Raw genomic sequence first — 23615 nt, forward strand, 5'->3', positions numbered from 1 at the left:
TAAATGGCAGATGCAACTTTTTCTGAAGGAGTGGATGTCATGGAAACGATTACTAAAAAAGCCAACTTATCATTACTCGAACTTCCGAGCGGTGGAGAGGAGTCGTTATTTTGCCGGCTTTATTCCCCGGCACTTGCCGCTCCCGCTCCACTCATCGTTCTGTTCCATGGATTCCCCGGAAAACAATTAAACATGGACTGGGCGGTTCAATTACAAAACCTCGGCTTTCATGTCCTTGTGACGTCTTACCGCGGAACGATCGGCAGTCCGGGAGCATTTCGTTTCCAACATGTCCTTGAAGATGCGACTGCCATCATGCAACATGTCATTTCTCCCGCCTTTACGCAAGCACACGATATCTCAGCCGATCAGATTTCAATCGTCGGCCACAGTATGGGCGGCTTTGCCGGACTCCACGCATTCGTCGATGTTCCGGACATTGCGCATTACATTGGAATCTCTCCATTCAACTTCGGTTTGATCGGTCAACTGGTACTCTCTTATCCGGAACATGAAGAGGCGTTACAAGATGTCTTGAGCCGTGGTGCCACGTTCCTGTCGCACACGGACGGTGCTACGTTACTCGATGAATTAAAACAACATCATGCCCAGTGGAACCTGTTATCACTGAAAGAACAACTCGGAACACGTTCAGCCCTGCTTGTCACGTCGGAGCGGGATGAAACGTCCATCAAATCACTTCACCATGACTTGCTTCAGGATGCGAGCGCCTTTGAACAAATCATCGTCGACAGTGACCACAACTATATCGACAATCGGGAAGAGGCCTTTGAGGCCTGGACGACCTGGTTAAGACAACGTTAAAAAACAAGCATCCTCATTTCACGAATGAGGATGCTTGTTTTTTAGGTGCTGCCGTTTTTGGCCGGATTTGCATCCGGTACAAAATCAGTGTGAACAGTGTCAGTGTCGAACAGGCGTACCAGATGGTCGTAAAGAGTGTTCCGGTATCCGTTCCGATGAAGATGCCATGAAGCGTCATCAAGAGCCAGGCCGGAAGGACAAGCCAGTGCGTTAATTTCCATAATGTCTTTCCGAGCGTCTCTTTCAAGAAATCGGAAGTCACCAAAACAAATCCGAACAGGTAGAGGCTGATCGTTCCAAATGCATTCCAAAGCGGCTCATATGAGGCTGTTCCCGGAACCAGAATCTCCAGTAAGCTCAGAGGGGCATACGTATCGACAATGATCAATGTCGCATGAAGTACAATCGCCAGTAAGCCGGCCCAGCCACTGTACAGATGAATGTTGTGCAAACGGGCTTTTTGTTTTTTTAAGGCCGGGAACGAACCGAGTAAACCGGCTAATACCGATAATGTCAAAAAGAAATGTCCGGTCAGTCCGCTCAAACGAATCATCGTCCATGTTGAAAATAACCATTTCATCCAGTCCATATGGCTTGTCCTCCTTTCTCTTCCGCAACCATTTTTCCGGATGCATCCATCAACAACAGCCGCCCGTTCGGAAACCATTTGAACAGTTTGTCCTGTCGTTCGGCTTCTGTCATCTGAAAAGCCAGTTTCGTCATTACTTCTGCCTCATAGAGCTGTGGAGCGGATGCCGTGACTTGGACGAACCGGCTTTCAATCGGGCGCCCTGTCTTGCCGCTTAATAAATGGTGATTCGTTCTCTCGCCGACTTTCCAGGAACGATACAGCCGGCTTGAGGTCGCTACCGCCCCTTGCCGTAAACGGACTTCCGCAATTTCCGCTTCCGTTCCGGGATCCGTAATGGCAATTTTCCACGGCTCACCATCGGACCAGGCGATGACATCCCCGCCCGCTTCAATTAACCCGCGCGGCTGATTCTTACGTAAACGCTGGGCAACCATCATCGCAGCCGCTCCTTTGCCGATTCCACCTAAGTCAATCGTTCCTCCCCCGACCCGGGTCACTTCGCATCCCTCCACTAAAAATGGACTGATTTCAGGCGGCAGATTCATTTCTGATTCAACCGCCCGGCGGAAGGGAAATGATCGGTCGTAACCGTTTGCGCGTTGCTGATCGAGTAAGAAGGGAGAAAAATAATGTTCAGTCTGTTCAAAATAACGGATTGCCCGCTGCAACAGTCGTGCAAGCGGTAACGATACTGTCAGCGTCTGCCCAATCAGCAGTTGATTCAACTGACTGACTTCGCTGGACGAACTGAATCGTGACCATTGCCGGTCCACATAATGAAAGAACTGCTCGATGTCCTGCCATTCCTTTTCTTCAATCCTTTGGTTCGTGATAAAACGAATGTTATTATGCATTGAATAGAGTTGCCGCTCCATTTCGTTTCACCTCCTATTTCGAATGACTGGACTGGCCGTCACTTCCGCCGCTCGGTTGATTAAATCCGGAAGAATCGTTGCTTTGCCAATTGCCGTCATCACCGTCATCCTCTTCGTTGTAATATCCGTTTTCATCATCCGACTCTCCCCATTCATCGTCATCACCGTTAGACGGTTGGCTCGGGATTGTCGTCTCGTTTGAATAAGAATCTCCCGTGTTGACGGTATTCGCTGGCTGATCATTTGTCGCAACGGTCAACTGACCAATCGCAAGCCCTAAAAAGACACTGCTGCTCAGTCCCACAATCCATTTCGCGAACGGTTTCGGTTTCACATTTTTCCTCTCCTCTCGTTTCCTGTTATCTTTACTGTATCGATAAAAACTGACAACTAGCTGATGACAACTGTGGGATAATAAGAAAAAACAAACCGGGAGGAACAAGGATGCGGATTTTGATTGCAGAAGATGACAAGCGGCTTGCCAAAATGTTGCGGCTCCATTTGGAACGTGCCGGCTATCAGGTCGATGTGGCTCATGACGGACTCGAAGCCATCGAGCAATGCCAGACTTTTCGTTATGATTTATTGGTCCTCGACTGGATGATGCCACATAAAAGCGGGATTGAAGTGGCGACTGAATTACGTGGGGAACGTTTCGAAGGCGGGATTCTGATGCTGACGGCTCGTGATACGGAAATCGATTTGGTACACGGACTGGACAGCGGTGCCGATGATTATCTCGTGAAACCCTTTCAGGCAAACGAACTGTTAGCACGCCTCCGCGCCTTGAGCCGGCGTCAGAAAAAGGCATTCGTCTCGACTGTTTCGTATCAAGAACTTGAACTTGATATCGCGACTCAGACGATTTCCTATGCCGGTCAGTTACTTGAGCTGACGCGCCGTGAATTCGAATTTCTATCGCTGTTGCTCCGCCGCCCGGAACAGGTCATGGGACGAGAGCTGATCATTGAAGTCGTCTGGGGAATCGGCGCAGATATCACCGATAATGCCCTCGATGCACTCGTTCGGCTCGTCCGGAAAAAGCTCGATGCTGCCGGTGCACCGGCTTTGATTCAAACGGTCCGCGGATTCGGTTATCGGCTCGGAGGTCCTCATGCTTGAAACCATTCGAAAACGGCTGACGCTACTATTCAGCGGAACGTTTTTACTGTTGTTGATTCTGATTTTAGTCGGGGTGTACTTCACGACAGCCCGGCTGCTCGATCAAACGGAGCTGAACCAATTAAAGTCGGTCTCCGACCGTGATCTGTTTGAACGGATTGAACATGGAGAAGACCGGCTAATCCGCAATCCGATTTACTTTCAGATTATGAATCCGGACGGATCAGTCCGCTACACGTCGCTTCCTGACGACTTACCGGCGAAGACCCTTCAACGCTTTATGACATCGGACGAAGAAACTCAAAAAATCGAATTCGACGACCGGCATTATCTGCTTTATCAACGGGATAATGATGAACAGGGAATAATTGTTCTGATGAAAGACATCTCTGCCACACAGGATACACTCCAGCGCCTGATCGCCATGTTAGCCGGTATCACGATTCTGTCGACCCTCGTCTTGATGGGTCTCAGTTATGTATTAGCCGGCCGTTCCGTCGTTCCGGTCCAGCAAGCATTTGACCGGCAACGCCGGTTTACATCGGACGCTTCCCATGAATTGCGGACGCCGCTGACGATTTTATACAGCGGCATCGAGTTACTCGAGACCGAGCCGCTCAGTACGGAAGGAAAAACCATCTTATCGGATTTAAAGGCAGAGACAGCCTCGATGCAGTATTTAGTTTCTGATTTACTGTTATTGGCCCGTGAAGGTCAACCCGGTTCGATGAGCCCCGTCGATTTAAGTACGCTCGTCACACAGACTTCTGAACGGTTTAAACATACGTTGGTCGAAAGGACATTGTCTTTATCTGTCGCGCCGAATCTGTTGATCAAGGGCGATCCTAACCAGTTGATCCGTCTGTTGACGATCTTTCTAGAAAATGCTGCTGCCTACAGCGATGCTAATATTGAAGTTTACCTGCAACAGACGTCAACCGATGTTCGATTAACCATCGCTGATCACGGAATCGGCATTCCACCGGAAAATTACGATAAGATATTTGAACGGTTCTTCCGCGGTGACCACTCTCGCCATGGTACCGGAACCGGGCTCGGGCTCGCCATCGCCAAATCGATTGCCGATGCACATCAAGCCACTATCTTTGTTGAATCCACACCCGAAACCGGAACACGCTTCACGATTCTTTTTCCAATTTCTTAATGACCGTCAGCTAACTGTCAGATAACCCGGTTAAAGTAACAGTATGTTCCATTACTTATCAAGGAGGTTATCTTATGTTAGGTGGCGTACCGCTTCATCCCCTGCTCGTTCATGCACCGATTGCTCTTTTACTGTTCGCAACACTCTTATTACTGTTCAGTTTCAAATGGGTCCAGTTAAAATTATTTGTCCTCATCACGTTATTTGCCGGTCTGCTGTCCGGCGTCGCAGCGTATTTATCGGGTGACGGGGCAGAAGAATATGCAGAAACCAATCTGAGCAGTGCAACACACGCGGCCATCTCGAATCATGAAAATTTCGCCTTGTTCAGCCTCGTTGCCTTTGGAATTGCCTTTGTCCTCCTGTTGCTCGGCTACCGTTCCAACAAAAAAACAATGCTTATGCTAAGCCTGCTCGTCGCAATCGTCGGAAGCGGTTTACTCGCTTATACCGGTCATCTCGGCGGACAAATGGTATACGCCAAATAAAAAATCCCCTTTCCTCCAAGATCCATGGAGAAAAGGGGATTTTCACTTACTTACTTATTTATGATGATCACGGCCCGGACGGCGGTTGCTCGAGCGGCGTGTGTTACCGCGGCCTTCCGCCGGTTTTTTCGTTCCTTTGCTTTGATCGTGTTGTGCACGAATCATTTCATCCGAAAGTTCGACGACAATCGGTGTCACTTCGACACCCAGTTCGCGTTCCATATCACGGAAACTGCGGCCGTCGCGTGGGGTAACGATTGAAATCGCTACGCCGTCGTTTCCGGCACGGCCTGTCCGGCCGATCCGGTGAACGTAACTTTCGGCATCATCCGGTAAATCGTAGTTGAAGACGTGTGTGACACCCGTCACGTCAAGACCACGTGACGCGACGTCCGTCGCAATCAGGAATGGTGTTTTTCCTTGATAGAACTTCGCCATCGCCTTTTCACGTTTCCCTTGTGTCAATCCGCCGTGCAATTCATCCGTCGCATATCCCTGCATCTGTAACTCTTCGTTCAGCTTACTGACGCGGCGTTGTGTCCGGCAGAAGATGATTGCGGCATACGGACGCATCTCGTCAAGCATCGTCCGGAGTGTCGCTTGTTTCCGGCGATCCGTCGTTTCGACGACGAACTGCTCGATGGCATCGACTGTTACTTTTTCAGCCTCGACTTGGACTTCAATCGGATCACGCAAATACGTTTTCGCGAGTTGCTCGACTTTTTCCGGCATCGTTGCTGATAACATGACGAACTGACGATCAACCGGTGCTGCTGCGATGATATCTTCGATTTCCGGTAAGAATCCGATTTGTAGCATCTGATCCGCTTCATCCAGGACAAGCGTCTTCAATTCACTCAAATCAAGTGTTCCCCGACCGACGTGATCCAAAATCCGACCCGGTGTCCCGATGATGATTTGTGGCATGCGGCCAAGACGTTGAATTTGTTTAAAGACATCCTGTCCACCGTACACAGCAAGCGCACGGATATCTTCCATGTTCCGGATTAACTTGTGTGTTTCATCTGCAATCTGACGCGCGAGTTCACGTGTCGGTGCGACGATCAACGCTTGGACCGTTTTGCTTTCTAAATCGATTTGTTCGAGAATCGGCAGAAGAAACGCCAGTGTCTTCCCTGTACCGGTTTGCGCTTTTCCTATTAAATCACGACCGGCGAGCAAATGCGGAATCGCCTGCTCCTGAATCGGCGTCGGTTGTTTAATGCCTTGTTTTTGTAATTTCTTGATCCATTGTTCTTGAATGTGTAGTGCTTCAAATGTTGACATAGTATCCTCCTAAAAATTATCCACAGAAAAAAGCTGTGGATAACCTGCTTCGAATCGACAAAAACAGTTATCCACAGCCGTGCTTTTTCTAGTATACACAATTTACGCGTTTGTTGCTTCCTGTTTTAACTTTCGATCGAGTACAAATGTCCCAAATGGAATGAACGAAGCAATAAAGGCGATCCCTGCTTTTACAAACGACCAACGATATTTAAATTTAACGACAGCAAGCCATAACGCATACATGACGAACAAGACACCATGCATAGCTCCGACGACGGAAACGGCTTCCGGAATGCCTGCCATATATTTTAACGGCATGGCAATCAACAGTAAGACTAAAAATGAAATACCTTCTAAAATCGCAATCAATCGAAATTGACCTAACGTAGTTCCTAACATCCCGTCACTCCTTTTTTCTGGTTCCTGTCTTTAGTATACGGGACGCCCGTCAGTCTGTGACCTGTGTCACAGGATTGTCAGATTTCGAGTGGGCGAAGACGGGCTTCAATCTCTTGGCGCTTTGGCTCAAGGAACGGTGGAAGTGCCAATGTCTCTCCGAGCGTTTCGACTGATTCATCGGTTGCAAATCCCGGCGTATCCGTCGATAACTCGAACAAAATATGATTCGGTTCGCGGAAATAAAGTGCTTGGAAATAATGACGGTCGACTTTCCCTGAGTTTGGCAGACGATACTCGTTCAGCCGTTTTACCCATAAGTCATACTCTTCGCTGTTCGGAACACGGAAGGCCACATGATGAACACCGCCGCGACCGAGACGTTCCCGGTCGAGATCCGGTCGCGCCTCGAGGTGCACTTCTGCCCCGATTCCGCCTTGCCCCGTCGAATAGACATCAATCTCCGCAAAGTCACCGGCAAGAGACGGATAACTGCCGATTTTCTTAAAGCCGAGGACTTCCGTTAAGACGAGGGCTGTCGGTTCCGGATCATTGACTGTCAACGTCACGGCGCCTAAGCCGACAATCGCATGTTCAGCTGGAATCTCATCGTGTTTCCACGGGACGCCACCTGCGACACCTTGTTCCCCGTTCTCTGCGACGAGAATCAAGCGGGTTCCCTCCTGATCACGAAACGCCAGTGTCTGACGTCCGGCCCGTTCAACAATCGCATCATGGTCGACGCCTTGTTGCGCAAAACGCTTTGCCCAAAACGTCAGGGAGTCTGTCGTTTTGACGCGAAGTGATGTCGACGAGATACTCGATGCGCCCGGGACACCGGTTCCTAAGTGCGGAATATCAAAAAACGTCAAATCTGTTCCCGGATTTCCTTCTGCATCCCCGTAAAACAAATGATAAGACGTCGTATCATCCTGATTGACGGTTTTCTTGATCAGACGCATCCCAAGAACTTGTGTATAGAATTGATAGTTCCGTTCTGCCATTCCTGTTAAAATGGATACATGATGAATGCCGAGTAATTCCATATGTGCCACGTCCTTTTCTGAATGAATAGTTGGTACCGTCAGTATATCTCACATATATCTTGAATTCAAGATATTAACTCATTAAAAAAATCGCCCCTTCGAAAAAGGACGATTGAAAAGTTGAGATTAGAGTTTTACGACGTTAGCAGCTTGTGCTCCACGTGCGCCTTCAGTGATTTCGAATTCAACTTCTTGACCTTCGTCAAGTGATTTGAAACCTTCACCAGTGATTGCTGAGAAATGTACGAATACGTCTTCTCCGCCTTCAACTTCGATGAAACCGAAACCTTTTTCTGCGTTAAACCATTTTACTTTACCTGTGTTCATGGGAACAACCTCCAAAAATAAATTACTTAATACATATGCCTCGCATATGAAAGAAATTCATTATTGTCCCGAAATACATGGAGCGACGAAAAGATTGTTCGTGACGCAATGTGAATCAGTAGTGACAATAACAATATTAAGCTAACGTCAGTATAAAATGATTGCGCTTTAAAAGTCAAGTTGTCTGACCAATAAATTTCCAATTGATTCCACTTTTCAAGCAAAAAAGCAGGTTCGGAATGATCCGAACCTGCTTCTGTTTATTAACGGTGGATCCAGACAGCTCCAGCAGAGTTATCTTTCGCTTCACCGATGACTTGAATTTTAAGACCATTGTTCGGGAGCAGTTTTCCTGCATCCGGAATCAATTGATTGATATACGATTTAGAATCATCAAACTTCGTCACACCTGCAAGTCCTTTGTAATCGTAAAGACCACGTGATGGCGAATCGATGAGCCATGCTGGTGCTTTATCGAAGCTGAAAGCCGCATCCGCGATTTGATAACGTGTGCTTCCTGCAACGACTGGTTTCCCTTTCAGAGTTCCGACGATTGCTTCAGGGTGCGAATCGACGACACCGAGGAATCCTTCACCTGGGTGAACGCCAACCCAGTTGTCCGTGAAGCTGCTGTCAGCATACCAAACGACAAGACCTGTGTTGTATTTCACGCCACGTGCATACTCAAGCGCTTTATCTGATCCTGCATAGTTCCGCCACTCGAGGTAGTATGCGTTATCCGCATAGCTGAAACCGTCCGAAGCAACGAAGCCATCTAATTTGAATTTCGGAGTACCTTCTGCATCGTCTTCAAAGACAACTTTTCCGTCGACTGTCAATTTCGCGTTATCCAGTGCGAATCCGTCGAGGGCAAGACCGGCATCCCCTGTGTAGTCGAATGTCAATGTGACCTTTTTACCAGCAAATTCGCTGAGGTCATATGATTTGTCGACCCATGCACCTTTTGAAGACTCAGCGCGTTGATCGCCGTCTGTATCTTCATCACCGATGACATCGATAACTTTTGAGACGCCGCCAGCTGTCGCTGTGACTTTCAAGAAGTCATAATCGAATTCGACATCAAAGTACGCTTTGTAATCGAACTTCGCTGATGTCGCAGCCGTCAAATCGAATTCCGGAGATGTCATTGACGTGTGGAGATCATTTCCTTTTGTGCTGTAGTAATATTTTTTACCGAAAGCCGGTGCGATGCCTTTAACCGGTTTTTTCGGAAGATTAACTTTGATGATGCCAGGGTTTTTCGATTTCGTTACACTTTGGTCAAGGTACGAAGCCGTTCCTGCTTTTGAAAGTGAATCAAAGTCAACGTTTTGGATGTTGGCCCAGTTCCCGCCCATGACGTTTTGGAAGAACTCTTTGTTTTGTGGTGAGAAGCTTGTCGGTTCTGCTCCGGCAATGTTCCCGTTCCAGCTACCGCCGCTCATGATCGACCATGAAGCAACCGGCTCTCCTTGACCTGTGTACTGTGTATCATACTCATCCGGAAGTCCAAGATCGTGTCCGAATTCGTGTGCGAAGACGCCGACTGCGCCGTCTTCCGGTTGAACTGTGTAATCGAAGGCTGCCATCTTGCCGCCCCAGTTTGTAGAATTTGAAGTTGTGTTTGCAATAGGGTAAACACCATCAAGCGTCCAACGGTGTGACCAGATTGCGTCGTCGCCGAGCGTACCGCCGCCTGCTTCTTGTCCTGTTCCGGCATGAAGAATCATCAAGTGATCAACAAGACCGTCCGGCTCATTCAGGTTGCCGTCACCGTCCAGATCGTACTGATCGAATTGATCGTACTCTGCCAGGTTAATGCCGGATTTTACTGCTGCATTCAATGAATCTTTAACAAGACCACGTGGTCCTTTTGCGCCCGGAAGGTTATCGTTGCCGCCTTTCGGATTGTCTGAACCATAATCTTTTGCCGTACCCGGTACTGTTAACCAGTTCGACACTTTCCCATCGACAGAATAGCTGCCGCCGGATTGTTCTTCATAATATTGTTTAAACGTTTTGACCTTATCACCGTTGAACAGTTCGAATTCCTTATCCCCGAACATCAAGTCTTGATAATGTTTTTGGTTGAAGTCTTTCGAATACATGTAGCCCGGCTCTTGGACGACATTGTTGTGTTTAAAATCACTGTATTCAACGAGCAAGACCAGTACTTTATCCGTCCGAGTAGAACCGTTGTAAGCTGCTTGTTTGGCTTTATCGACTTTGACAAACCCATCTTTTTTACCTTTTTTGTAGTTATTGTGATTTTTAGCGAGTTGTTTCGCTAATTGATCTTTTTGTTTCGTTAAGAAATCTTTTGTTTTCTGATCGAATTTTGCTTCTTTTTCCGACTCATGATCATGATTGGCTTCCGGTTTCCCGTTCGCCTTTTTATCAAGATACTTTTGAACGGCTTTTTGTTTTTCAGCTGCAGATGCAGCTTTTGAGACGACCCCACGCTTTTCGAGCACTTTTAATAACCGATCCTGATCGACCGTGTTTAAATCCATCGGTGCACCAGCGACTGCTTTTTCAGCAGCTTCAACAGATTTTACCTTCCCACCAGGTAAAACTGGACCAACGGCAAATGCAGCTGCCGTGATTCCGGATAAGACCGCTAAGCTAAGCTGTTTCTTTTTTCCCACGTGAACTGACCCCCTATGTAGTAGTGAAAAGCATGACTGAGATAACTTTTCTGAATATTCAAATCATATATTGTTTTAGTTGCTTAATCAATTACTTTTAGAACAATTAGTTCTTTATAACTATACCTATTTTTGGAATTTAGTTCATTTTTACGGAAATCGACCGATATTAATAATAAACGTTCATTAATCCTTATCCTCATTTTTTAAAAGTGAGAAGATTGTTGATTCCTTCTCGCGATACGCTACATACATGATCCAATCCTAAAGGAGGCACCTTATGACACCTCTCCAAAAATTCGAACGGCAACTTTTGAAGAACTACTTAATCGGATCCTTTGTCGCTGTTTTCGGCGTCGGCTGTTTGTTCATTTTCGAAACACTGACTTTCGACGTACGGGAACGCGCGATCTTGCTGGCAATCATGACCCTCTCGGTTGTGTTAATGTTCAGCTTTGAATACATGGTCTACCGAAAACATATGCGACCGCTCTATCAATTCTTTCAAACACCTGTACCAAGTCAGGAGCAGCTTGCTGCGGCGTTTCGGACAACTCATCGTTTTCCGTTACTGACCATTAAACGGATCCTCGGACCGCATTTCCTGGGATTGTCGATTCCTTCATCTTCCTTAACGGCACTCGCCATTCATTTCGACTGGCTCGAAATGCCCTATTACCTGATCGGTCTTGCTTGTTTTGGTGCCGTTCTCGTCGCCATTCTCCATGCGCTGATCGAATTTTTCCTGACGTATCGTGTGACGGAATCCATGTTGGCGGAACTAACCGTTCAATCTCAAACATACGGGGATGGTGCGCTCACATTAACGAAAAAAGACTTCATTAGTCTGCGCCAAAAAATGTTGATCAGCACACTGATCATCGGTGTGTTCCCGATCCTGTTATTCGTCCTTGCTTCTGCTGTCCAGCTGACAGAAAACGAAAGCCTGCGTTCTTACTGGAGTTGGTCGACGTTAATTTTAATCGTCATTCTTTGTCTCGCGACATTTTGCAGTTTGCTTCTATATGAAAATATTCAAAAACCGATTCTGGCTTTACAAGAAGGAGTCGCGCAGATTGAATCAGGCCAATTGAATACGATTGACAACCCTTTTTCCGATGAGTTCTCTCAACTCGTAGGCGGCTTCAATTTGATGGTCGAAGGGATTCAAGGGCGCGATCAGGAAAATGAGCAGTTGCTCGACAGCCTGTTTACTTTGTTTGCTGCAACACTCGATGCCCGGGATCCCTATACCGCCGGACATTCCTTACGTGTTGCGGAATATTCGGTTGAGATTGCCCGGGCCGCCGGCTTGGCCGACGATCAAGTCGAGCTGTTGCGTAAATCTGCTCTTTTACACGACATTGGAAAAATCGGAATCCGGGATGATGTTCTCTTGAAGGAAGGACGCTTAACTGGTGAGGAATTCGATAAAATCAAACAACACCCCGTCATCGGCGTGCATATTTTATCGCAAGTTCATCTCCCGGAGAAGTTACAACCGATTCTTCCTGGGGTAAAGTACCATCACGAGCGTTACGATGGGAAAGGTTATCCAGAAGGTTTGGCGGGAGAATCGATTCCTGTCTTCGGACGGATCATGGCGATTGCTGATGCCTATGACGCGATGACATCCGATCGACCTTACCGGAAAGGAATGCCCGTTGCGAAAGCACTCGCCATTTTGGAAGAAGGCCGCGGGACACAATGGGATGCTTCTTTCACACAATTGTTCCTTGATTTGAAGAGACCTTCCGTCATCACTGCCTCTTGACTCTCATGAAAGGAGTTTCTTATGCATCCTAAAATTGTCGATCGCCACGAATTGTATGTTGTCGGACTTGGCTTGACGTGCGAAGAAAATGAATTGCATACCCTGATGCCGGAACTGTGGCGCGAGTTTTCACGCCGTTCGCATGAGATTCCTGCTGAACCCGGAAGTTATCCACTCGATTTGTCACTTGGACAACGCGGAACCAAACATATGCAGTGTATCGGTCTTCCTGTCGCGTCACTTGACCAGATTCCTAAAGGGATGAAAGGACATCATATTCCTCCGGCCCGTTATATTTTCTGGAAACATGAAGGTCCCGATATTGAGATTTGGAAATCGTTTGAAAAGATGCAACGCTTTGCGCAGAAGCAAGGTATTACACTGGATCCACTGAATTTTAAAATTGACGAGACACGTGACAATACACATCATCTCTATCAACGCATCCTTTAAAACCGCTTTCTAGAGCGGTTTTTTTGCTGTTTTGTTCAATTCCCTTAGGTGACTTAACTATTCAGTCCGGGTATTAAGTACTATATTCAGAAAATTCTAATTAATGCAAACGGCTTATTCTCGTTTCATCCTTTCTTTGGCATAGTTAGACTCAACCCAAACAAGGAGGCGATTTATTTTGAAAAAGTTTCTCGCTACATCGCTTGTCGCAAGTGTACTTGTCGTTCCTACAGTCGTCGGAGCAGAAGGTCTTCAAACTGGTAAACTGACGAAAGCTTCATCAGCACCAGCTGCATCAATCGTTAAAGAGTACGTGAACAAAAAAGGTGATTTCTCTGTCCAGGATGTTCAAAAAGATGGATCATCTAACATCGTACGTCTCCAACAAGAAGTGGATGGCGTCCCGGTCTTCGGTAGTGTCGTCGTCGGTAACGTTGCGAAAGACGGTACTTTGAAAGCAGTCGTCAATGATGCAATCAACGTCAAAGGGAAACCTGGCCTCGCTAAAAAAGCATCACTTTCTGAGAAAAAAGCAGTTAAACTTTATCAAAAAGCCATCAAGGCAACAGAATTCGAAGTAGCTCCTAAAGCAGAACTCGTCATCTATCCAGTTAAAGACGATGCGGTCTATGCTTACAAAGTTACATCTACTGTCCTCGCCGGCAAAGAGCCGTCACGCTGGACTTACTTCATCGATGCCAATTCAGGTAAAGTGCTTAATAAATATGACCAACTCGCTCATGCAAAACCAGTCAACACTGTTACCGGAACGACTTCTGTCGGTACAGGTACGACGGTCCTCGGAACGACTGCCACTTTCAACACAGTGAAGAGCGGTTCTTACTACTACTTACAAGATTCGACACGCGGTAAAGGCATCTACACATACGATGCGAAAAATCGTAACACGCTTCCAGGTTCGCTTTGGGCGGATCTCGATAACCAATTCAATACAACATATGATCGTGCCGCTGTCAGCGCGCAAGTTAACGCCGTGAAGACATATGACTTCTACAAAAACACTTACGGCCGCAACAGTTATGACAATGCAGGTGCTGCACTTAACTCTTCTGTCCACTATTCAACAAGCTACAACAATGCGTTCTGGGATGGAACGAAGATGGTCTATGGGGATGGAGACGGTTCAACATTCACGTACCTCTCTGGCGCACTTGACGTCGTTGCGCACGAATTGACGCATGCCGTCACAGAGTACACGGCTGGACTCGTCTACCAAAATGAATCGGGTGCCATCAACGAAGCGGTTTCCGATATCATGGGAACAGTTGCTGAGTACTCAGTCGGATCGAACTTCGACTGGCTCGTAGGAGAAGACATCTATACACCTGGTGTCAGCGGTGACGCACTCCGTTCAATGTCTAACCCGGCTGCTTACGGCGATCCGGACCACTACTCAAAACGCTACACAGGTACACAGGATAACGGTGGTGTCCACACGAACTCAGGTATCGTCAACAAAGCCGCTTACCTCCTCGGTAACGGTGGAACACACACTGGTGTCACAGTCACTGGTGTCGGCGTACCGAAACTCGGCGCAATCTACTACCGTGCCCTCAGCGTTTACTTGACTCCGAACTCGAACTTCAGCTCGCTTCGCGCAGCAGTCGTTCAATCGGCGAAAGACCTTTACGGTTCAACAAGTGCAGAAGCAACAGCAGCAGCGAAATCATTTGATGCTGTTGGCGTCTACTAAGAAAACTTCCTCCCAAGGATTTTCGACCTCCCGAGTCTATCGCTCGGGAGGTTTTTTTGGTCAAAAAAAAACGATCTGTCAACGACAGACCGTTCCGGTTTACTTCCCAGGATCACGTGCGAGACGAAGTCGCGTTGATCCGTTGTCCGGGAAAGCTTTCAGTTGCAGTTTTTCACCTTGGTACCATGTTCCGTAACTCGTTTCAACGACCGGTTGACCTAAGGCCGACAGACCGGAAGCCGATGCATTCGTCCAGTCGATTGCTTCGACGATTCCGTCGGAGACGACAAGCAGATAACCCGCATTTGAGAAGTGATACGTGTTGACGGCGTCTTTTTGTGTATTTCCAAGCTTACCGTACTTCGCTTCAAATTTTTCAAGCGGTTGCCCGAGGTATTGTTCCGGCTTCTCGATCGGTTGATTGGCAACGGCTTGGGATAACGTCTCAAGCAAGGTCTTGTCTTTGACTGACGACGGAACATCCATCCGGACATCTGTTTCCGGAATATAACCTTCGACCGCATCATTCAATTTTAAGTGAACCATCCCGTTTTCCGCATCTACAATTTCATAGACATCCCCTAAATCAGCTTTGTAAATCACACTGCTCCTGTTGGCATCTTGATAGACATCCGCAAAAGGACGTGTGACCCATGCAGCTTGGCTGATTTCCGGTTTATCCGCTTTTTTCTTCGGTTTCTTTTCTTTTTTCTTTTGCTCGTTCGACGCTGATTTTTTCGTATCTTTCTTGTCTTTCTCTTGCTCGCTTCCGACCGCTTTAGGGGACTCGACGGTCGACGTCGCTTGGCTGGCATCATTCGTCGACACCATGTAACCCCATCCTCCGACAATCAGCACGGTTGCCAAAATACCACCAAGCGCAACGCTCCGGCGATTCCGTTTTTGCTTACGGCGCTCTTTCCGGGATAACCGGTCCTGTTCCTTCTGTTGTTCATTTTGACTCATCTATTGTTCCTCCTGAATTGATCGCGACACTTTTTTAATCACTATACCACCGAATCCTGTACCGACAGTGGTTAAATTTCGATGACAGTTCTGCCTTGGTGGGTTCCGTCAAGAAGTGACGCGACGACGTCTGAAATCTCCCGTAGACTTTTCGTCTCCACCCGTTCACGAATCGGCAGTTTCCAGTCATTCGTCAGTTGATGCCACAGTCGAACCCGTTCAGCAATCGGAAGTTGAACAGCATCAATTCCGATCAAGCGAACCCCCCGTAGGATAAACGGATATACAGTTAACGTCATTTCAGCCCCGCCGACGTTGCCGCATGTCGTGACGACGCCCCCGTATTGAACATAACGAATGATGGAGGCAAGTAACGGTCCTCCGACCGTATCGATGATTCCGGCGTACGTCCCTTTTTTCAGCGGGCGGGTCGTCTCATCCAAAAACGATTGACGGGATAACACTTCCGTCACACCTTCCTGTTTCAACCGGTCGGCTTCCGCTTCTTTTCCGGTAACCGCATGAACGGTGAATCCGAGTTTCAACAGAAGCATAACTGCAGTACTGCCGACTCCCCCCGTTGCACCGGTCACGAGAACCGGTCCGTGTTCCGGCTTGACCCGCTGCATCAGTTCGTCAACCGACTGGGTGGCTGTTAATCCTGCTGTCCCGTAAGCCATCGCTTCAAAAGTCGTGACTCCATTCGGCAACGGTGTGATCCAGTCTCCCGGAACGCGTATGTACTCTTGAAAACCACCGGACGTATTCATGCCAAAATCAAAACCGTTGACGACAACCGCCTCGCCTTCTTGAAACCGCGGATCGGTCGACGTGACGATATGACCGGCTGCATCGACTCCCGGCGTATGCGGATATTCTTTCGTCACTCCGTGGTTCCCGGAAACCGACAGCGCATCTTTATAGTTGATGCAGGAATAGTCGACGCGAATCAAAACCTCCCCTTCCGGTAAATCGGCAATGTGCTTCGTTTCGAGTGCTCCCATAAATTCCCCGTCCTGTTCCCGAACGACGAATGCTTTAAATGTCTCTTTCATCTTCCAGTCCTCCTTCATGAATGACTTCCAGTAAGTTATACCCAAACACTGTCCCGGGCATACCTGTTCTGATTGGATGGCTATAAAAAAACCATGAATGCCGAAGCACTCACGGTTTTTGGCGTCTGACGAAAGGAAACTGGTTTTCCGCAGGTAGTCACGAGTGACAGGTAAACATGTCATCGGTCCGTGGTCATGGGTGTGCCGTGGCCGTCGAGATTCCCGATTGGAAGAGGTTTGTGTCAAAGCGCCGTCCTTGATCAGGAGTCTCACCTGATCAAGGCTTACATATAACGTGTCCCGTCAAAATCAATCTCTGTCCGGTAATTGGCGGCATTGATTGCATTGGAAACCCGGTGCGCCGAGCGCTCGATTTCCTGCGCTTTGATCCGGTACGCATCCGGATCATACAAGGCATGCCGGATGACCGTCGTTCCTTCGAATCCATACTGGAATTCGCGTTTCGGACGGGCCGCAAGTTCCTGGAACTGAGTTGCTTTCGCCCGGAGCTGCGTCGCCAGTTCAATCGCTTCCACGAGCGGCATTTCACCTTCCGTCGTCTCGATCATCGTCGACAAGTTCGCTGCGTACACTAACCGGTCGAGTGTCCGCATATCCCGTCGGACTTCATCCATCGCTGACTCGACATCCAGTAATGTACGGTCTTGACCAGTCGGCAAAGCCTCACCTTTTTCAAGATCAACAAATGCAATCCGGTCCACTTCTTCGACCAGCTGTTCGAGCTGTTTCCGTAAGATACTTTTCAGTTTCACAGCATCTGCTAAGTACATCTCTTCAGTCCCCCCGTTTCTTGATACCGTTCTTCTAACCAGTACGCCTTACCGGTCGGAAAAGTTTCACTTCAATTGTCCGAGATAAGCGGAAAAGTCTTGCTCGATGTCGGTCAGTACCGTTTTTGTCACATCAGGCGATTGGTTCGGATCATAGCGGACCGTCTCGTACAGCTGTTGCAATTCAGGTGACGGCTGAAAACCGATTCGGGCAAACCATTCCCGGAACGACTCCGTTTCCCGGCGTTTCAGTTTTTGCGGGAGGTGACGATTAAACAGGACAACCTGTTGCCGGACCTGTTCGACCGGTAAAGGCGGCAGTTCGTCTTCTAGATTCACTTCTGCGGAATGTTTTTTGGTTCGAACTGGACGCGGGATTCCCTCATCTTCAGTAGAGTCCCACTTCTTCCGTTTCCGGAAACGCCGGCCGATCAGAATCAGTAAGATCACCCCGGCAAGACCAGTTGCGACCAGCAGATACGGAAAACCGCTCTCGTCTTCTTCGCCTTGACCTTTTGAGAATGGATGAAATCCTAGTAAAATGATCTTTTCTTTCCTTGGCTTTCCGCCCTTTCCTTTTTCATCTGTTTTATATCCATATCCGACTTTTCCAGGCAATAGTTCCTTTTTCTTAAACAAGTACGACCACCAAAACGTCAACGGTTCAGATTCACAGTTGCTTACACAACTCGGCTGCTGACCGCCACCCGGAAACACTTCGACTTTTTGCACAGCACTGTACCCTGCCTCAGCCAACGGTTTGATAATACCCAGTCCTAAAATGACCATACCTATCAAAATAAGCAATCGACTTCGAAAACGCATGTCCTCACCTCGTTAATGTCATTTTTATCCATTATATACGAGTCCAACCCTAATTATCGGAATTTTTTGTTTTTTACAGAAAAGAGCTTGAATCCAGAGTGGGACGGGAAAAGGAAAGAAGTGATTTTTAGAGAGGGGTTTCAAGTATGTTGAACTTAGATCATACACATGATCCATATCAAAACGGACAATTGATTGCAGAATATACAGAAACAAAATCAAATCAAGAGGCCGTCTTCCGGGCGGAGCAATTGATGAAAGACAGTTCATTCGTCGCGCCGCGCCGCACACCTCATCCGAGCCGGTATCTCCGGTCCTTGATTTCGCCGCTCTTTTTGACGGATCGGGATAAACATATCCTTCCGTTGACAAAAGCGTTCGTCAGTGAACAGGATGAAATCCGGCCCAGCTGGTTCGGACGGCTGACGTATGAATTCGAGCAATTGATCAGTAACGTCGAAAAAGTCGATGTCAAGGACTATGGGGCGGTCGGTGACGGCGTGACCGACGATACGCTCGCTTTTAAGGAAGCACTCGCGGACGGACACCGCCAAGTTCATGTCCCGACCGGCACGTATCTCGTCCGCGGCATCCGCCTGCCGAGTTATACGATTTTGACCGGGGACGGAAAAGGACAGACGATTTTAAAACTGCATGACGCGGCACCGAAAGGACGCCGTTTGATTACGAATCAAAATTACTTACTCGGTAACCATCACCTGCTCGTCGAACGGATGACGCTGGATTGGAACATCGAGCGGATCGGCGACGCCAAAAAAAGTAGCACGTGGGGCAATCATTCGAGTTGCTTGACCTATGCGCACGTGACGTACGGGTGGGTCTTTGACGTCGATGCGGTCAATCCGGGACTACACTGCTTTGATATTTCAACTCCGTACTACAACTATAACGGTGACGGGGCACGGGCCAATCTCAGCAGTTCGTTCATCTGGTTCGACGGTCTGACGGGATCCGGATTTGGTGACGACGGGATTACGACCCATCACAGTGACCATCTGTTCATCTCGAACTGTTTCATGCATGACCCGAGCGGTCGTGCCCATGCAGCCGGCTTCTCGAACTCAAACGGGATTGAGATTGATGACGGTTCCCGGGATGTCTGGTTATTTAACAATGCGACGACCCGCTGCTTCGGCGGTCTTGAAATCAAGGCGCACGCGACGTCATCTGCCGCATCGACCGTTAAAATCGTCGGGCATCTGTCTGTCGATGATCACCGGTCATTTAACTTCCGTCATATCGGTCATCATCAAGCGACGGATCCGACGTCCCAAACGGCATACAACATCATTGCGACCCGGCTGATTGCCCAGACACCGCAATATACGCCGCTGTATCAAAACTCGAAGCCACGGGCTCTTATCGTCTCTGCCTATCGAAATGTCGTCATTCACGATTTCACGGTCCTCGGTGATCCGTATTATGATTATCAGGAACAGCCGGTCATCGGGATTCAATACAAAGCCCGAAACGTCACATTGAGTCAGGTCAAGATGAGCGGCTTCCGTCAGGCAAAAACGGATATCCAGATCTTCGGCGGAGACAACCGGGCAGAAGACGTCCGGCTGATTGATGTCCGGATTGAAGATTCGGCCAAACACGGCATCACGATCGGTCCGAACATCGAGCGGATCCGTCTGGCGAATGTCGCCATTAAAGGGGACGGAACAGTCGGTCTGAACGCCAAATCCGAGCCGGAACTGGAACGGTTTATTGCGACCGGCTACAAAGTACCGGTCCGGACGCATGCTACATCAGGCTAATCCACTAAAATAAGGCTGCTTCGACAAAAGTCGAAACAGCCTTATTTTCATTGTGCCCGAAGATAGGCAAGAACGCGTGTATCAATCGACCGATCCGTCTGTTCCCGCATCTCGAAGTTTTCCGTATGCAGATACGTCCGGAACGCTTCCGCAAACGAGCCGCGGTACCCGAGTTCAAGCAGCTTATCCATCAACTCCGATTCGAGCGCATCATCAATCGGTTTGATTTCTTCCGGCTTACTTGGTTGTAAATAGAGTGTATGCAACTGATAAATCCGTTCCAGTTCCTGGATCGGACTCGCGTGATCATCGACGCGCAGATCAATGTAACGATCATTAAATCCACCGTAACCGCCACCTTCTTTGACGACTAACAGTGCTGCCGACTGCATGCCCCGCGAGTCTCCGCCTGCCGCCTGCCCGGCTGCGAGCGCGCGCAGTAACCGTTCTGCGAGCGGTCCTTCCGTCGTCTCGAACACCCGGGCCATCTCCTTGACCGTATTCCCATCAACCAGGATATTTCCCTGTGCCGCAAAGTGCTTTCCCGCGATACCGCCGGCCCAGTCGTTGCATCCGTCACCTGTGAACGTCGCGCTCTTACCCGATGCATCCACGATTCCGACTTGGCGATCGGCCCGTCCTTCATCCGCTTCCGTCAAGCGTTTCAATACTTCGTCCGCCGACTTACCTTCTTCAATCATTCGCAACCCTTCCGGTCCATAGGCTGTATTCGCAAACGATTGTGTCGCAATTGCGCCAACACCGGCTTTCGCAAACGGTACGGCACTGCCAACTGCTAAAAATTTAGATTGAACCGCTACACCCCAAGCCTGTTCTTTTTCACAATACCCAACGATTGAATATGTCATCTGTCTAAAATCCCCCTTGATTGTCATACGTATCCGTTCGTCGTAGGAATTCCCGTTTCCTGCATGTGAAAAACCTTCCGTTCATTTCGAACGAAAGGTTTAAAACGTACTTATTGAATTCCGAGGACGACTGCAAGCAGTAATGCACCACATGCCAGGACAATCCAGATCGCAAACAGTTTCCAGACGAATCGTAACCATTTTTCGTACGGAATACCCGCAATCGCCAGGAACGCCATCAAGTGCGCACTCGTTGGGAAAATCATATTCGTCAAACCGTCACCGTACTGAAAAGCGAGTACTGCGACTTGCCGCTCAATACCGAGCAAGTCAGCAAGCGGCGCCATGATAGGCATCGTCGTTGCCGCCTGACCGCTTCCGGACGGGATAAAGAAGTTCGTAATCAACTGGACGACGTACATCCCGATTACGGCAAGGGACGTCGGTAACTGACCAACGGCATTCGACAAACCGTAAATCACGGTATCAATGACCCGCCCATCTTCTAAAATGACGACGATTGCCCGGGCAAAACCGACGATCAAGGCACCAAACGTAACGGCCTTGGCTCCGTCGATTAAACTTTCGAATGTCCGATTGACGCCCATCGTCACGATTCCTGCGAGTAAGCCGATAATCAGGAACGAAGCCGTCAGTTCCGTCAAATACCAACCCCACTCAAAGATACCGATGACGTTTAGGGTGATTCCGCCAACAAGCACAACCAAAACAAACAGGTGTTTTTTCGAAAATCGAGAAAAAGTTGTTGCTGTCTCTTCTTTTCGATGTTTCTCCAGATCATGTACCAGACTCTGTTCCGGATTTTTTTTGACCTTTTGTGCATAGTTCATGACATACAGAATCGTCACGACCAAAAAGACAAGATAAACTGCCGTCCGGTAACCGAGTCCACTGAACAGCGGCACTTCCGCAATTGACTGCGCGACGCCGACCGTAAATGGGTTCAGCATACCTCCGGCAAAACCGACGGCGGCTCCGAGACTGACAATCGCCGCACCCGTCATCGCATCGTAACCAAGGGCACGTGCCAACATGATGCCGATCGGGACGAAGATAATGGTTTCTTCCGCCATTCCGATTGTCGCACCGGCAACGGAAAAGACGAACATCGTCATCGGGATCATGATATGCCCTTTTTGACCGAACCGATTAATTAATTGATTGATGCCGGATTCAATCGCGCCCGTTTGCCGGATGATTCCAAACACACCACCGACCAAAAAGATGTAAAAGATAATGGCGGCACCTGCCTCCATCCCTTTTGGAATGGCTTCAAACAAACCGAAGAAATTGACGGGTGCAGATTCAACTGCACGATACGTCCCATCAATGACGACCGTTTGTCCGTCCTGCTTTTCGCGGTCAAACTGACCGGCCGGTAATGTATACGTCAAGATGACTGCAATCAGTAAAATTCCCATGATAATCGCGTACGTGTGAGGCATCTTGAAGAAGGAGCGCTCCGAAGCATCTGCCTGTGGTTTTCGTTCATTCATCCATTTGCCTCCTGACATACCTTTAATTTTTTAAGTCTCTTCAAAGATAATGCCCTATTTATGGAAAAAATAACAGTCTATTTCGTCATTTAATTTTTTTGTAATATATTAAATCAATGAGAAAAACAAAAAAACCCGACCGCAGTCAGGTTTTTCGGATGTAATTTACGCGTTAAATGATTGAACATCAAGCGGTTTCGCAAGCGCTGTTTGTGCAAATGCCACGAACTGCCCGAAATGTGCGCTCGTGTTATGGGATTCGATTGCTGCCTGATCTTCCCATTTTTCAATCATCATGAAGACATTTTCATCTTCCGTGCTTTGGAACAGGTCATAGCTGATATTGCCCGCTTCCAAGCGTGATCCTTCGATCAACGTTTTAGTAGCTTCTAAAAACTCTTGACGTTTTACTGGTTGTACTTCTAATTTTGCTTCAATGGCGATCATTGGAAAGCCTCCTCTAAAATTTCATTAACTCAAGTATCGTAGCACCTTCCTTTCCCATTCTCCATTAAGATGCTTGGACGATTAAGGAAGTTATATTTCGGGTAAAAAAATGTATCATTTTTACATCAGAGAGGAGTTCATTTTATGAACGTCGAGACTTTTTATTTTGAGGATGACGGCGAAATCCCCAACAATCCTAATTTACCTGTACTTATTTATCGACATGTTTTTGAAGATCCTTCTTCTATTGAAGAGACGTTTCATACCCACAACTGGCAGAACAGCTGGGTGGACGGGATTTTTGATTTTCACCATTATCACAGTGTCGCCCACGAAGTCATCGGTATTCTCGAAGGACATGCGAGCATTCAATTAGGCGGACCGCTCGGAAAAACCTTTACGTTGACGGCCGGCGATGTCGTTATCCTTCCTGCCGGTACGGGCCACAGGGCTTTACACACAAGCCGGAAGTTTCAAGTCGTTGGTGCCTATCCTAAGGGACAGGACTACGATACCTTAACCGGTGATCCGTGTGAACGACCGGATAACCTGAAGCGGATTGCCCAGGTTGAACGTCCCGAGACAGATCCTGTTTATGGCCAACATGGACCGTTACTCGAGCACTGGTAATGGCGTCTGCTTTCCT

Annotated in this window: 24 protein-coding genes; 9 read left to right on the forward strand and 15 right to left on the reverse strand. The window is 48.2% G+C overall.

Annotated features, from left to right (window positions below; translation table 11 throughout):
• The first annotated feature begins 39 nt into the window (after positions 1 to 39).
• Complete coding sequence (locus R7V76_RS05930; RefSeq protein ID WP_318091572.1) at positions 40 to 825, forward strand: alpha/beta hydrolase family protein; 786 nt, start codon at positions 40 to 42, stop codon at positions 823 to 825.
• Positions 826 to 838: 13 nt separating this feature from the next.
• On the opposite strand, the gene R7V76_RS05935 is transcribed toward R7V76_RS05930, so the two are convergent.
• The 3 genes from R7V76_RS05935 to R7V76_RS05945 are packed head-to-tail and all read right to left on the reverse strand — an operon-like array spanning position 839 to position 2626.
• Positions 839 to 1414 (reverse strand): hypothetical protein, encoded by a 576-nt coding sequence (locus R7V76_RS05935; protein ID WP_318091573.1) that lies wholly within the window; start codon positions 1412 to 1414, stop codon positions 839 to 841.
• Positions 1402 to 2292 carry an FAD:protein FMN transferase gene (locus tag R7V76_RS05940; RefSeq protein ID WP_318091574.1) on the reverse strand — a complete coding sequence of 297 codons (891 nt, stop codon included), beginning with the start codon at positions 2290 to 2292 and terminating at the stop codon, positions 1402 to 1404. The genes R7V76_RS05935 and R7V76_RS05940 overlap by 13 nt, the downstream gene beginning before the upstream one ends.
• Positions 2293 to 2305: 13 nt before the next feature.
• Positions 2306 to 2626 (reverse strand): hypothetical protein, encoded by a 321-nt coding sequence (locus tag R7V76_RS05945; RefSeq protein ID WP_318091575.1) that lies wholly within the window; start codon positions 2624 to 2626, stop codon positions 2306 to 2308.
• A 110-nt stretch (positions 2627 to 2736) separates the two neighbouring features.
• On the opposite strand from R7V76_RS05945, the gene R7V76_RS05950 reads away from it, so the two are divergent.
• The 3 genes from R7V76_RS05950 to R7V76_RS05960 all read left to right on the forward strand — a co-directional run bounded on the left by R7V76_RS05950 (position 2737) and on the right by R7V76_RS05960 (position 5067).
• On the forward strand, positions 2737 to 3414 hold the full coding sequence (locus tag R7V76_RS05950; RefSeq protein ID WP_318091577.1) for a response regulator transcription factor: 678 nt from the start codon (positions 2737 to 2739) through the stop codon (positions 3412 to 3414).
• Entirely contained in the window at positions 3407 to 4579 is a 1173-nt protein-coding gene (locus tag R7V76_RS05955) for a sensor histidine kinase (RefSeq protein WP_318091579.1), read from the forward strand. The genes R7V76_RS05950 and R7V76_RS05955 overlap by 8 nt, the downstream gene beginning before the upstream one ends.
• 74 nt (positions 4580 to 4653) lie before the next feature.
• Entirely contained in the window at positions 4654 to 5067 is a 414-nt protein-coding gene (locus tag R7V76_RS05960; RefSeq protein WP_012371793.1) for a DUF2231 domain-containing protein, read from the forward strand.
• A gap of 54 nt (positions 5068 to 5121) precedes the next feature.
• Here R7V76_RS05960 and R7V76_RS05965 read toward each other — a convergent pair whose 3' ends face one another.
• The 5 genes from R7V76_RS05965 to R7V76_RS05985 all read right to left on the reverse strand — a co-directional run bounded on the left by R7V76_RS05965 (position 5122) and on the right by R7V76_RS05985 (position 10774).
• Entirely contained in the window at positions 5122 to 6354 is a 1233-nt protein-coding gene (locus R7V76_RS05965) for a DEAD/DEAH box helicase (protein WP_318091580.1), read from the reverse strand.
• Positions 6355 to 6456: 102 nt separating this feature from the next.
• Positions 6457 to 6756: a DUF3817 domain-containing protein gene (locus R7V76_RS05970; RefSeq protein WP_012371795.1), complete on the reverse strand. Its 300-nt coding sequence runs from the start codon at positions 6754 to 6756 to the stop codon at positions 6457 to 6459.
• Between the two features lie 77 nt (positions 6757 to 6833).
• Positions 6834 to 7799 carry a ring-cleaving dioxygenase gene (locus R7V76_RS05975; RefSeq protein ID WP_318091676.1) on the reverse strand — a complete coding sequence of 322 codons (966 nt, stop codon included), beginning with the start codon at positions 7797 to 7799 and terminating at the stop codon, positions 6834 to 6836.
• A 126-nt stretch (positions 7800 to 7925) separates the two neighbouring features.
• The gene (locus tag R7V76_RS05980; RefSeq protein ID WP_012371797.1) at positions 7926 to 8126 is read right to left on the reverse strand and encodes a cold-shock protein; all 201 of its coding nucleotides are present in this window, start codon (positions 8124 to 8126) and stop codon (positions 7926 to 7928) included.
• A 263-nt stretch (positions 8127 to 8389) separates the two neighbouring features.
• Positions 8390 to 10774 carry an immune inhibitor A domain-containing protein gene (locus tag R7V76_RS05985; protein WP_318091581.1) on the reverse strand — a complete coding sequence of 795 codons (2385 nt, stop codon included), beginning with the start codon at positions 10772 to 10774 and terminating at the stop codon, positions 8390 to 8392.
• 280 nt (positions 10775 to 11054) lie between these two features.
• On the opposite strand from R7V76_RS05985, the gene R7V76_RS05990 reads away from it, so the two are divergent.
• From R7V76_RS05990 to R7V76_RS06000, 3 genes are all read left to right on the forward strand, one after another.
• Positions 11055 to 12548 (forward strand): HD domain-containing phosphohydrolase, encoded by a 1494-nt coding sequence (locus tag R7V76_RS05990; protein WP_318091582.1) that lies wholly within the window; start codon positions 11055 to 11057, stop codon positions 12546 to 12548.
• A 21-nt stretch (positions 12549 to 12569) separates the two neighbouring features.
• Complete coding sequence (locus R7V76_RS05995) at positions 12570 to 13001, forward strand: GyrI-like domain-containing protein (protein ID WP_318091584.1); 432 nt, start codon at positions 12570 to 12572, stop codon at positions 12999 to 13001.
• Positions 13002 to 13179: 178 nt separating this feature from the next.
• Positions 13180 to 14715, forward strand: a complete 1536-nt coding sequence (locus R7V76_RS06000) for a M4 family metallopeptidase (RefSeq protein WP_247858045.1) — start codon at positions 13180 to 13182, stop codon at positions 14713 to 14715.
• A 99-nt stretch (positions 14716 to 14814) separates the two neighbouring features.
• Here R7V76_RS06000 and R7V76_RS06005 read toward each other — a convergent pair whose 3' ends face one another.
• From R7V76_RS06005 to R7V76_RS06020, 4 genes are all read right to left on the reverse strand, one after another.
• Positions 14815 to 15681: a hypothetical protein gene (locus tag R7V76_RS06005; protein WP_318091585.1), complete on the reverse strand. Its 867-nt coding sequence runs from the start codon at positions 15679 to 15681 to the stop codon at positions 14815 to 14817.
• Positions 15682 to 15752: 71 nt separating this feature from the next.
• Positions 15753 to 16736: a YhdH/YhfP family quinone oxidoreductase gene (locus R7V76_RS06010; protein ID WP_318091587.1), complete on the reverse strand. Its 984-nt coding sequence runs from the start codon at positions 16734 to 16736 to the stop codon at positions 15753 to 15755.
• A gap of 284 nt (positions 16737 to 17020) precedes the next feature.
• Positions 17021 to 17527, reverse strand: a complete 507-nt coding sequence (locus R7V76_RS06015) for a hypothetical protein (protein WP_318091588.1) — start codon at positions 17525 to 17527, stop codon at positions 17021 to 17023.
• Between the two features lie 66 nt (positions 17528 to 17593).
• Entirely contained in the window at positions 17594 to 18352 is a 759-nt protein-coding gene (locus tag R7V76_RS06020) for a hypothetical protein (RefSeq protein WP_318091589.1), read from the reverse strand.
• A 146-nt stretch (positions 18353 to 18498) separates the two neighbouring features.
• Between R7V76_RS06020 and R7V76_RS06025 the strand changes: the two genes are divergently transcribed.
• Positions 18499 to 20136: a glycosyl hydrolase family 28-related protein gene (locus R7V76_RS06025; RefSeq protein ID WP_318091590.1), complete on the forward strand. Its 1638-nt coding sequence runs from the start codon at positions 18499 to 18501 to the stop codon at positions 20134 to 20136.
• Between the two features lie 47 nt (positions 20137 to 20183).
• Here the strand turns inward: R7V76_RS06025 and R7V76_RS06030 are convergent, their stop codons facing one another.
• The 3 genes from R7V76_RS06030 to R7V76_RS06040 all read right to left on the reverse strand — a co-directional run bounded on the left by R7V76_RS06030 (position 20184) and on the right by R7V76_RS06040 (position 22969).
• On the reverse strand, positions 20184 to 21005 hold the full coding sequence (locus R7V76_RS06030; protein WP_214767236.1) for a DUF1028 domain-containing protein: 822 nt from the start codon (positions 21003 to 21005) through the stop codon (positions 20184 to 20186).
• A 110-nt stretch (positions 21006 to 21115) separates the two neighbouring features.
• The gene (locus R7V76_RS06035) at positions 21116 to 22522 is read right to left on the reverse strand and encodes a YfcC family protein (protein WP_318091591.1); all 1407 of its coding nucleotides are present in this window, start codon (positions 22520 to 22522) and stop codon (positions 21116 to 21118) included.
• Positions 22523 to 22687: 165 nt separating this feature from the next.
• Positions 22688 to 22969 carry a putative quinol monooxygenase gene (locus tag R7V76_RS06040; RefSeq protein ID WP_318091592.1) on the reverse strand — a complete coding sequence of 94 codons (282 nt, stop codon included), beginning with the start codon at positions 22967 to 22969 and terminating at the stop codon, positions 22688 to 22690.
• 144 nt (positions 22970 to 23113) lie between these two features.
• Between R7V76_RS06040 and R7V76_RS06045 the strand changes: the two genes are divergently transcribed.
• On the forward strand, positions 23114 to 23599 hold the full coding sequence (locus R7V76_RS06045) for a cupin domain-containing protein (RefSeq protein WP_318091593.1): 486 nt from the start codon (positions 23114 to 23116) through the stop codon (positions 23597 to 23599).
• Positions 23600 to 23615 lie beyond the last annotated feature (16 nt).

Source organism: Exiguobacterium artemiae (assembly GCF_033342815.1).
In the GTDB taxonomy this organism is placed as follows: domain Bacteria; phylum Bacillota; class Bacilli; order Exiguobacteriales; family Exiguobacteriaceae; genus Exiguobacterium_A; species Exiguobacterium_A artemiae_A.

Bases quoted from the DNA above. Each gene is read 5' to 3' on its own strand.
- R7V76_RS06005 (WP_318091585.1), bottom strand. From the start codon at position 15,681: ATGAGTCAAAATGAACAACAGAAGGAACAGGACCGGTTATCCCGGAAA.
- R7V76_RS06025 (WP_318091590.1), top strand. From the start codon at position 18,499: ATGTTGAACTTAGATCATACACATGATCCATATCAAAACGGACAATTG.
- R7V76_RS06010 (WP_318091587.1), bottom strand. From the start codon at position 16,736: ATGAAAGAGACATTTAAAGCATTCGTCGTTCGGGAACAGGACGGGGAA.
- R7V76_RS05990 (WP_318091582.1), top strand. From the start codon at position 11,055: ATGACACCTCTCCAAAAATTCGAACGGCAACTTTTGAAGAACTACTTA.
- R7V76_RS05955 (WP_318091579.1), top strand. From the start codon at position 3,407: ATGCTTGAAACCATTCGAAAACGGCTGACGCTACTATTCAGCGGAACG.
- R7V76_RS06030 (WP_214767236.1), bottom strand. From the start codon at position 21,005: ATGACATATTCAATCGTTGGGTATTGTGAAAAAGAACAGGCTTGGGGT.
- R7V76_RS05935 (WP_318091573.1), bottom strand. From the start codon at position 1,414: ATGGACTGGATGAAATGGTTATTTTCAACATGGACGATGATTCGTTTG.
- R7V76_RS06035 (WP_318091591.1), bottom strand. From the start codon at position 22,522: ATGAATGAACGAAAACCACAGGCAGATGCTTCGGAGCGCTCCTTCTTC.
- R7V76_RS05940 (WP_318091574.1), bottom strand. From the start codon at position 2,292: ATGGAGCGGCAACTCTATTCAATGCATAATAACATTCGTTTTATCACG.
- R7V76_RS05980 (WP_012371797.1), bottom strand. From the start codon at position 8,126: ATGAACACAGGTAAAGTAAAATGGTTTAACGCAGAAAAAGGTTTCGGT.
- R7V76_RS05995 (WP_318091584.1), top strand. From the start codon at position 12,570: ATGCATCCTAAAATTGTCGATCGCCACGAATTGTATGTTGTCGGACTT.
- R7V76_RS05930 (WP_318091572.1), top strand. From the start codon at position 40: ATGGAAACGATTACTAAAAAAGCCAACTTATCATTACTCGAACTTCCG.
- R7V76_RS05960 (WP_012371793.1), top strand. From the start codon at position 4,654: ATGTTAGGTGGCGTACCGCTTCATCCCCTGCTCGTTCATGCACCGATT.
- R7V76_RS06020 (WP_318091589.1), bottom strand. From the start codon at position 18,352: ATGCGTTTTCGAAGTCGATTGCTTATTTTGATAGGTATGGTCATTTTA.
- R7V76_RS06015 (WP_318091588.1), bottom strand. From the start codon at position 17,527: ATGTACTTAGCAGATGCTGTGAAACTGAAAAGTATCTTACGGAAACAG.
- R7V76_RS05975 (WP_318091676.1), bottom strand. From the start codon at position 7,799: ATGGAATTACTCGGCATTCATCATGTATCCATTTTAACAGGAATGGCA.
- R7V76_RS06040 (WP_318091592.1), bottom strand. From the start codon at position 22,969: ATGATCGCCATTGAAGCAAAATTAGAAGTACAACCAGTAAAACGTCAA.
- R7V76_RS06045 (WP_318091593.1), top strand. From the start codon at position 23,114: ATGAACGTCGAGACTTTTTATTTTGAGGATGACGGCGAAATCCCCAAC.
- R7V76_RS05970 (WP_012371795.1), bottom strand. From the start codon at position 6,756: ATGTTAGGAACTACGTTAGGTCAATTTCGATTGATTGCGATTTTAGAA.
- R7V76_RS05950 (WP_318091577.1), top strand. From the start codon at position 2,737: ATGCGGATTTTGATTGCAGAAGATGACAAGCGGCTTGCCAAAATGTTG.
- R7V76_RS05965 (WP_318091580.1), bottom strand. From the start codon at position 6,354: ATGTCAACATTTGAAGCACTACACATTCAAGAACAATGGATCAAGAAA.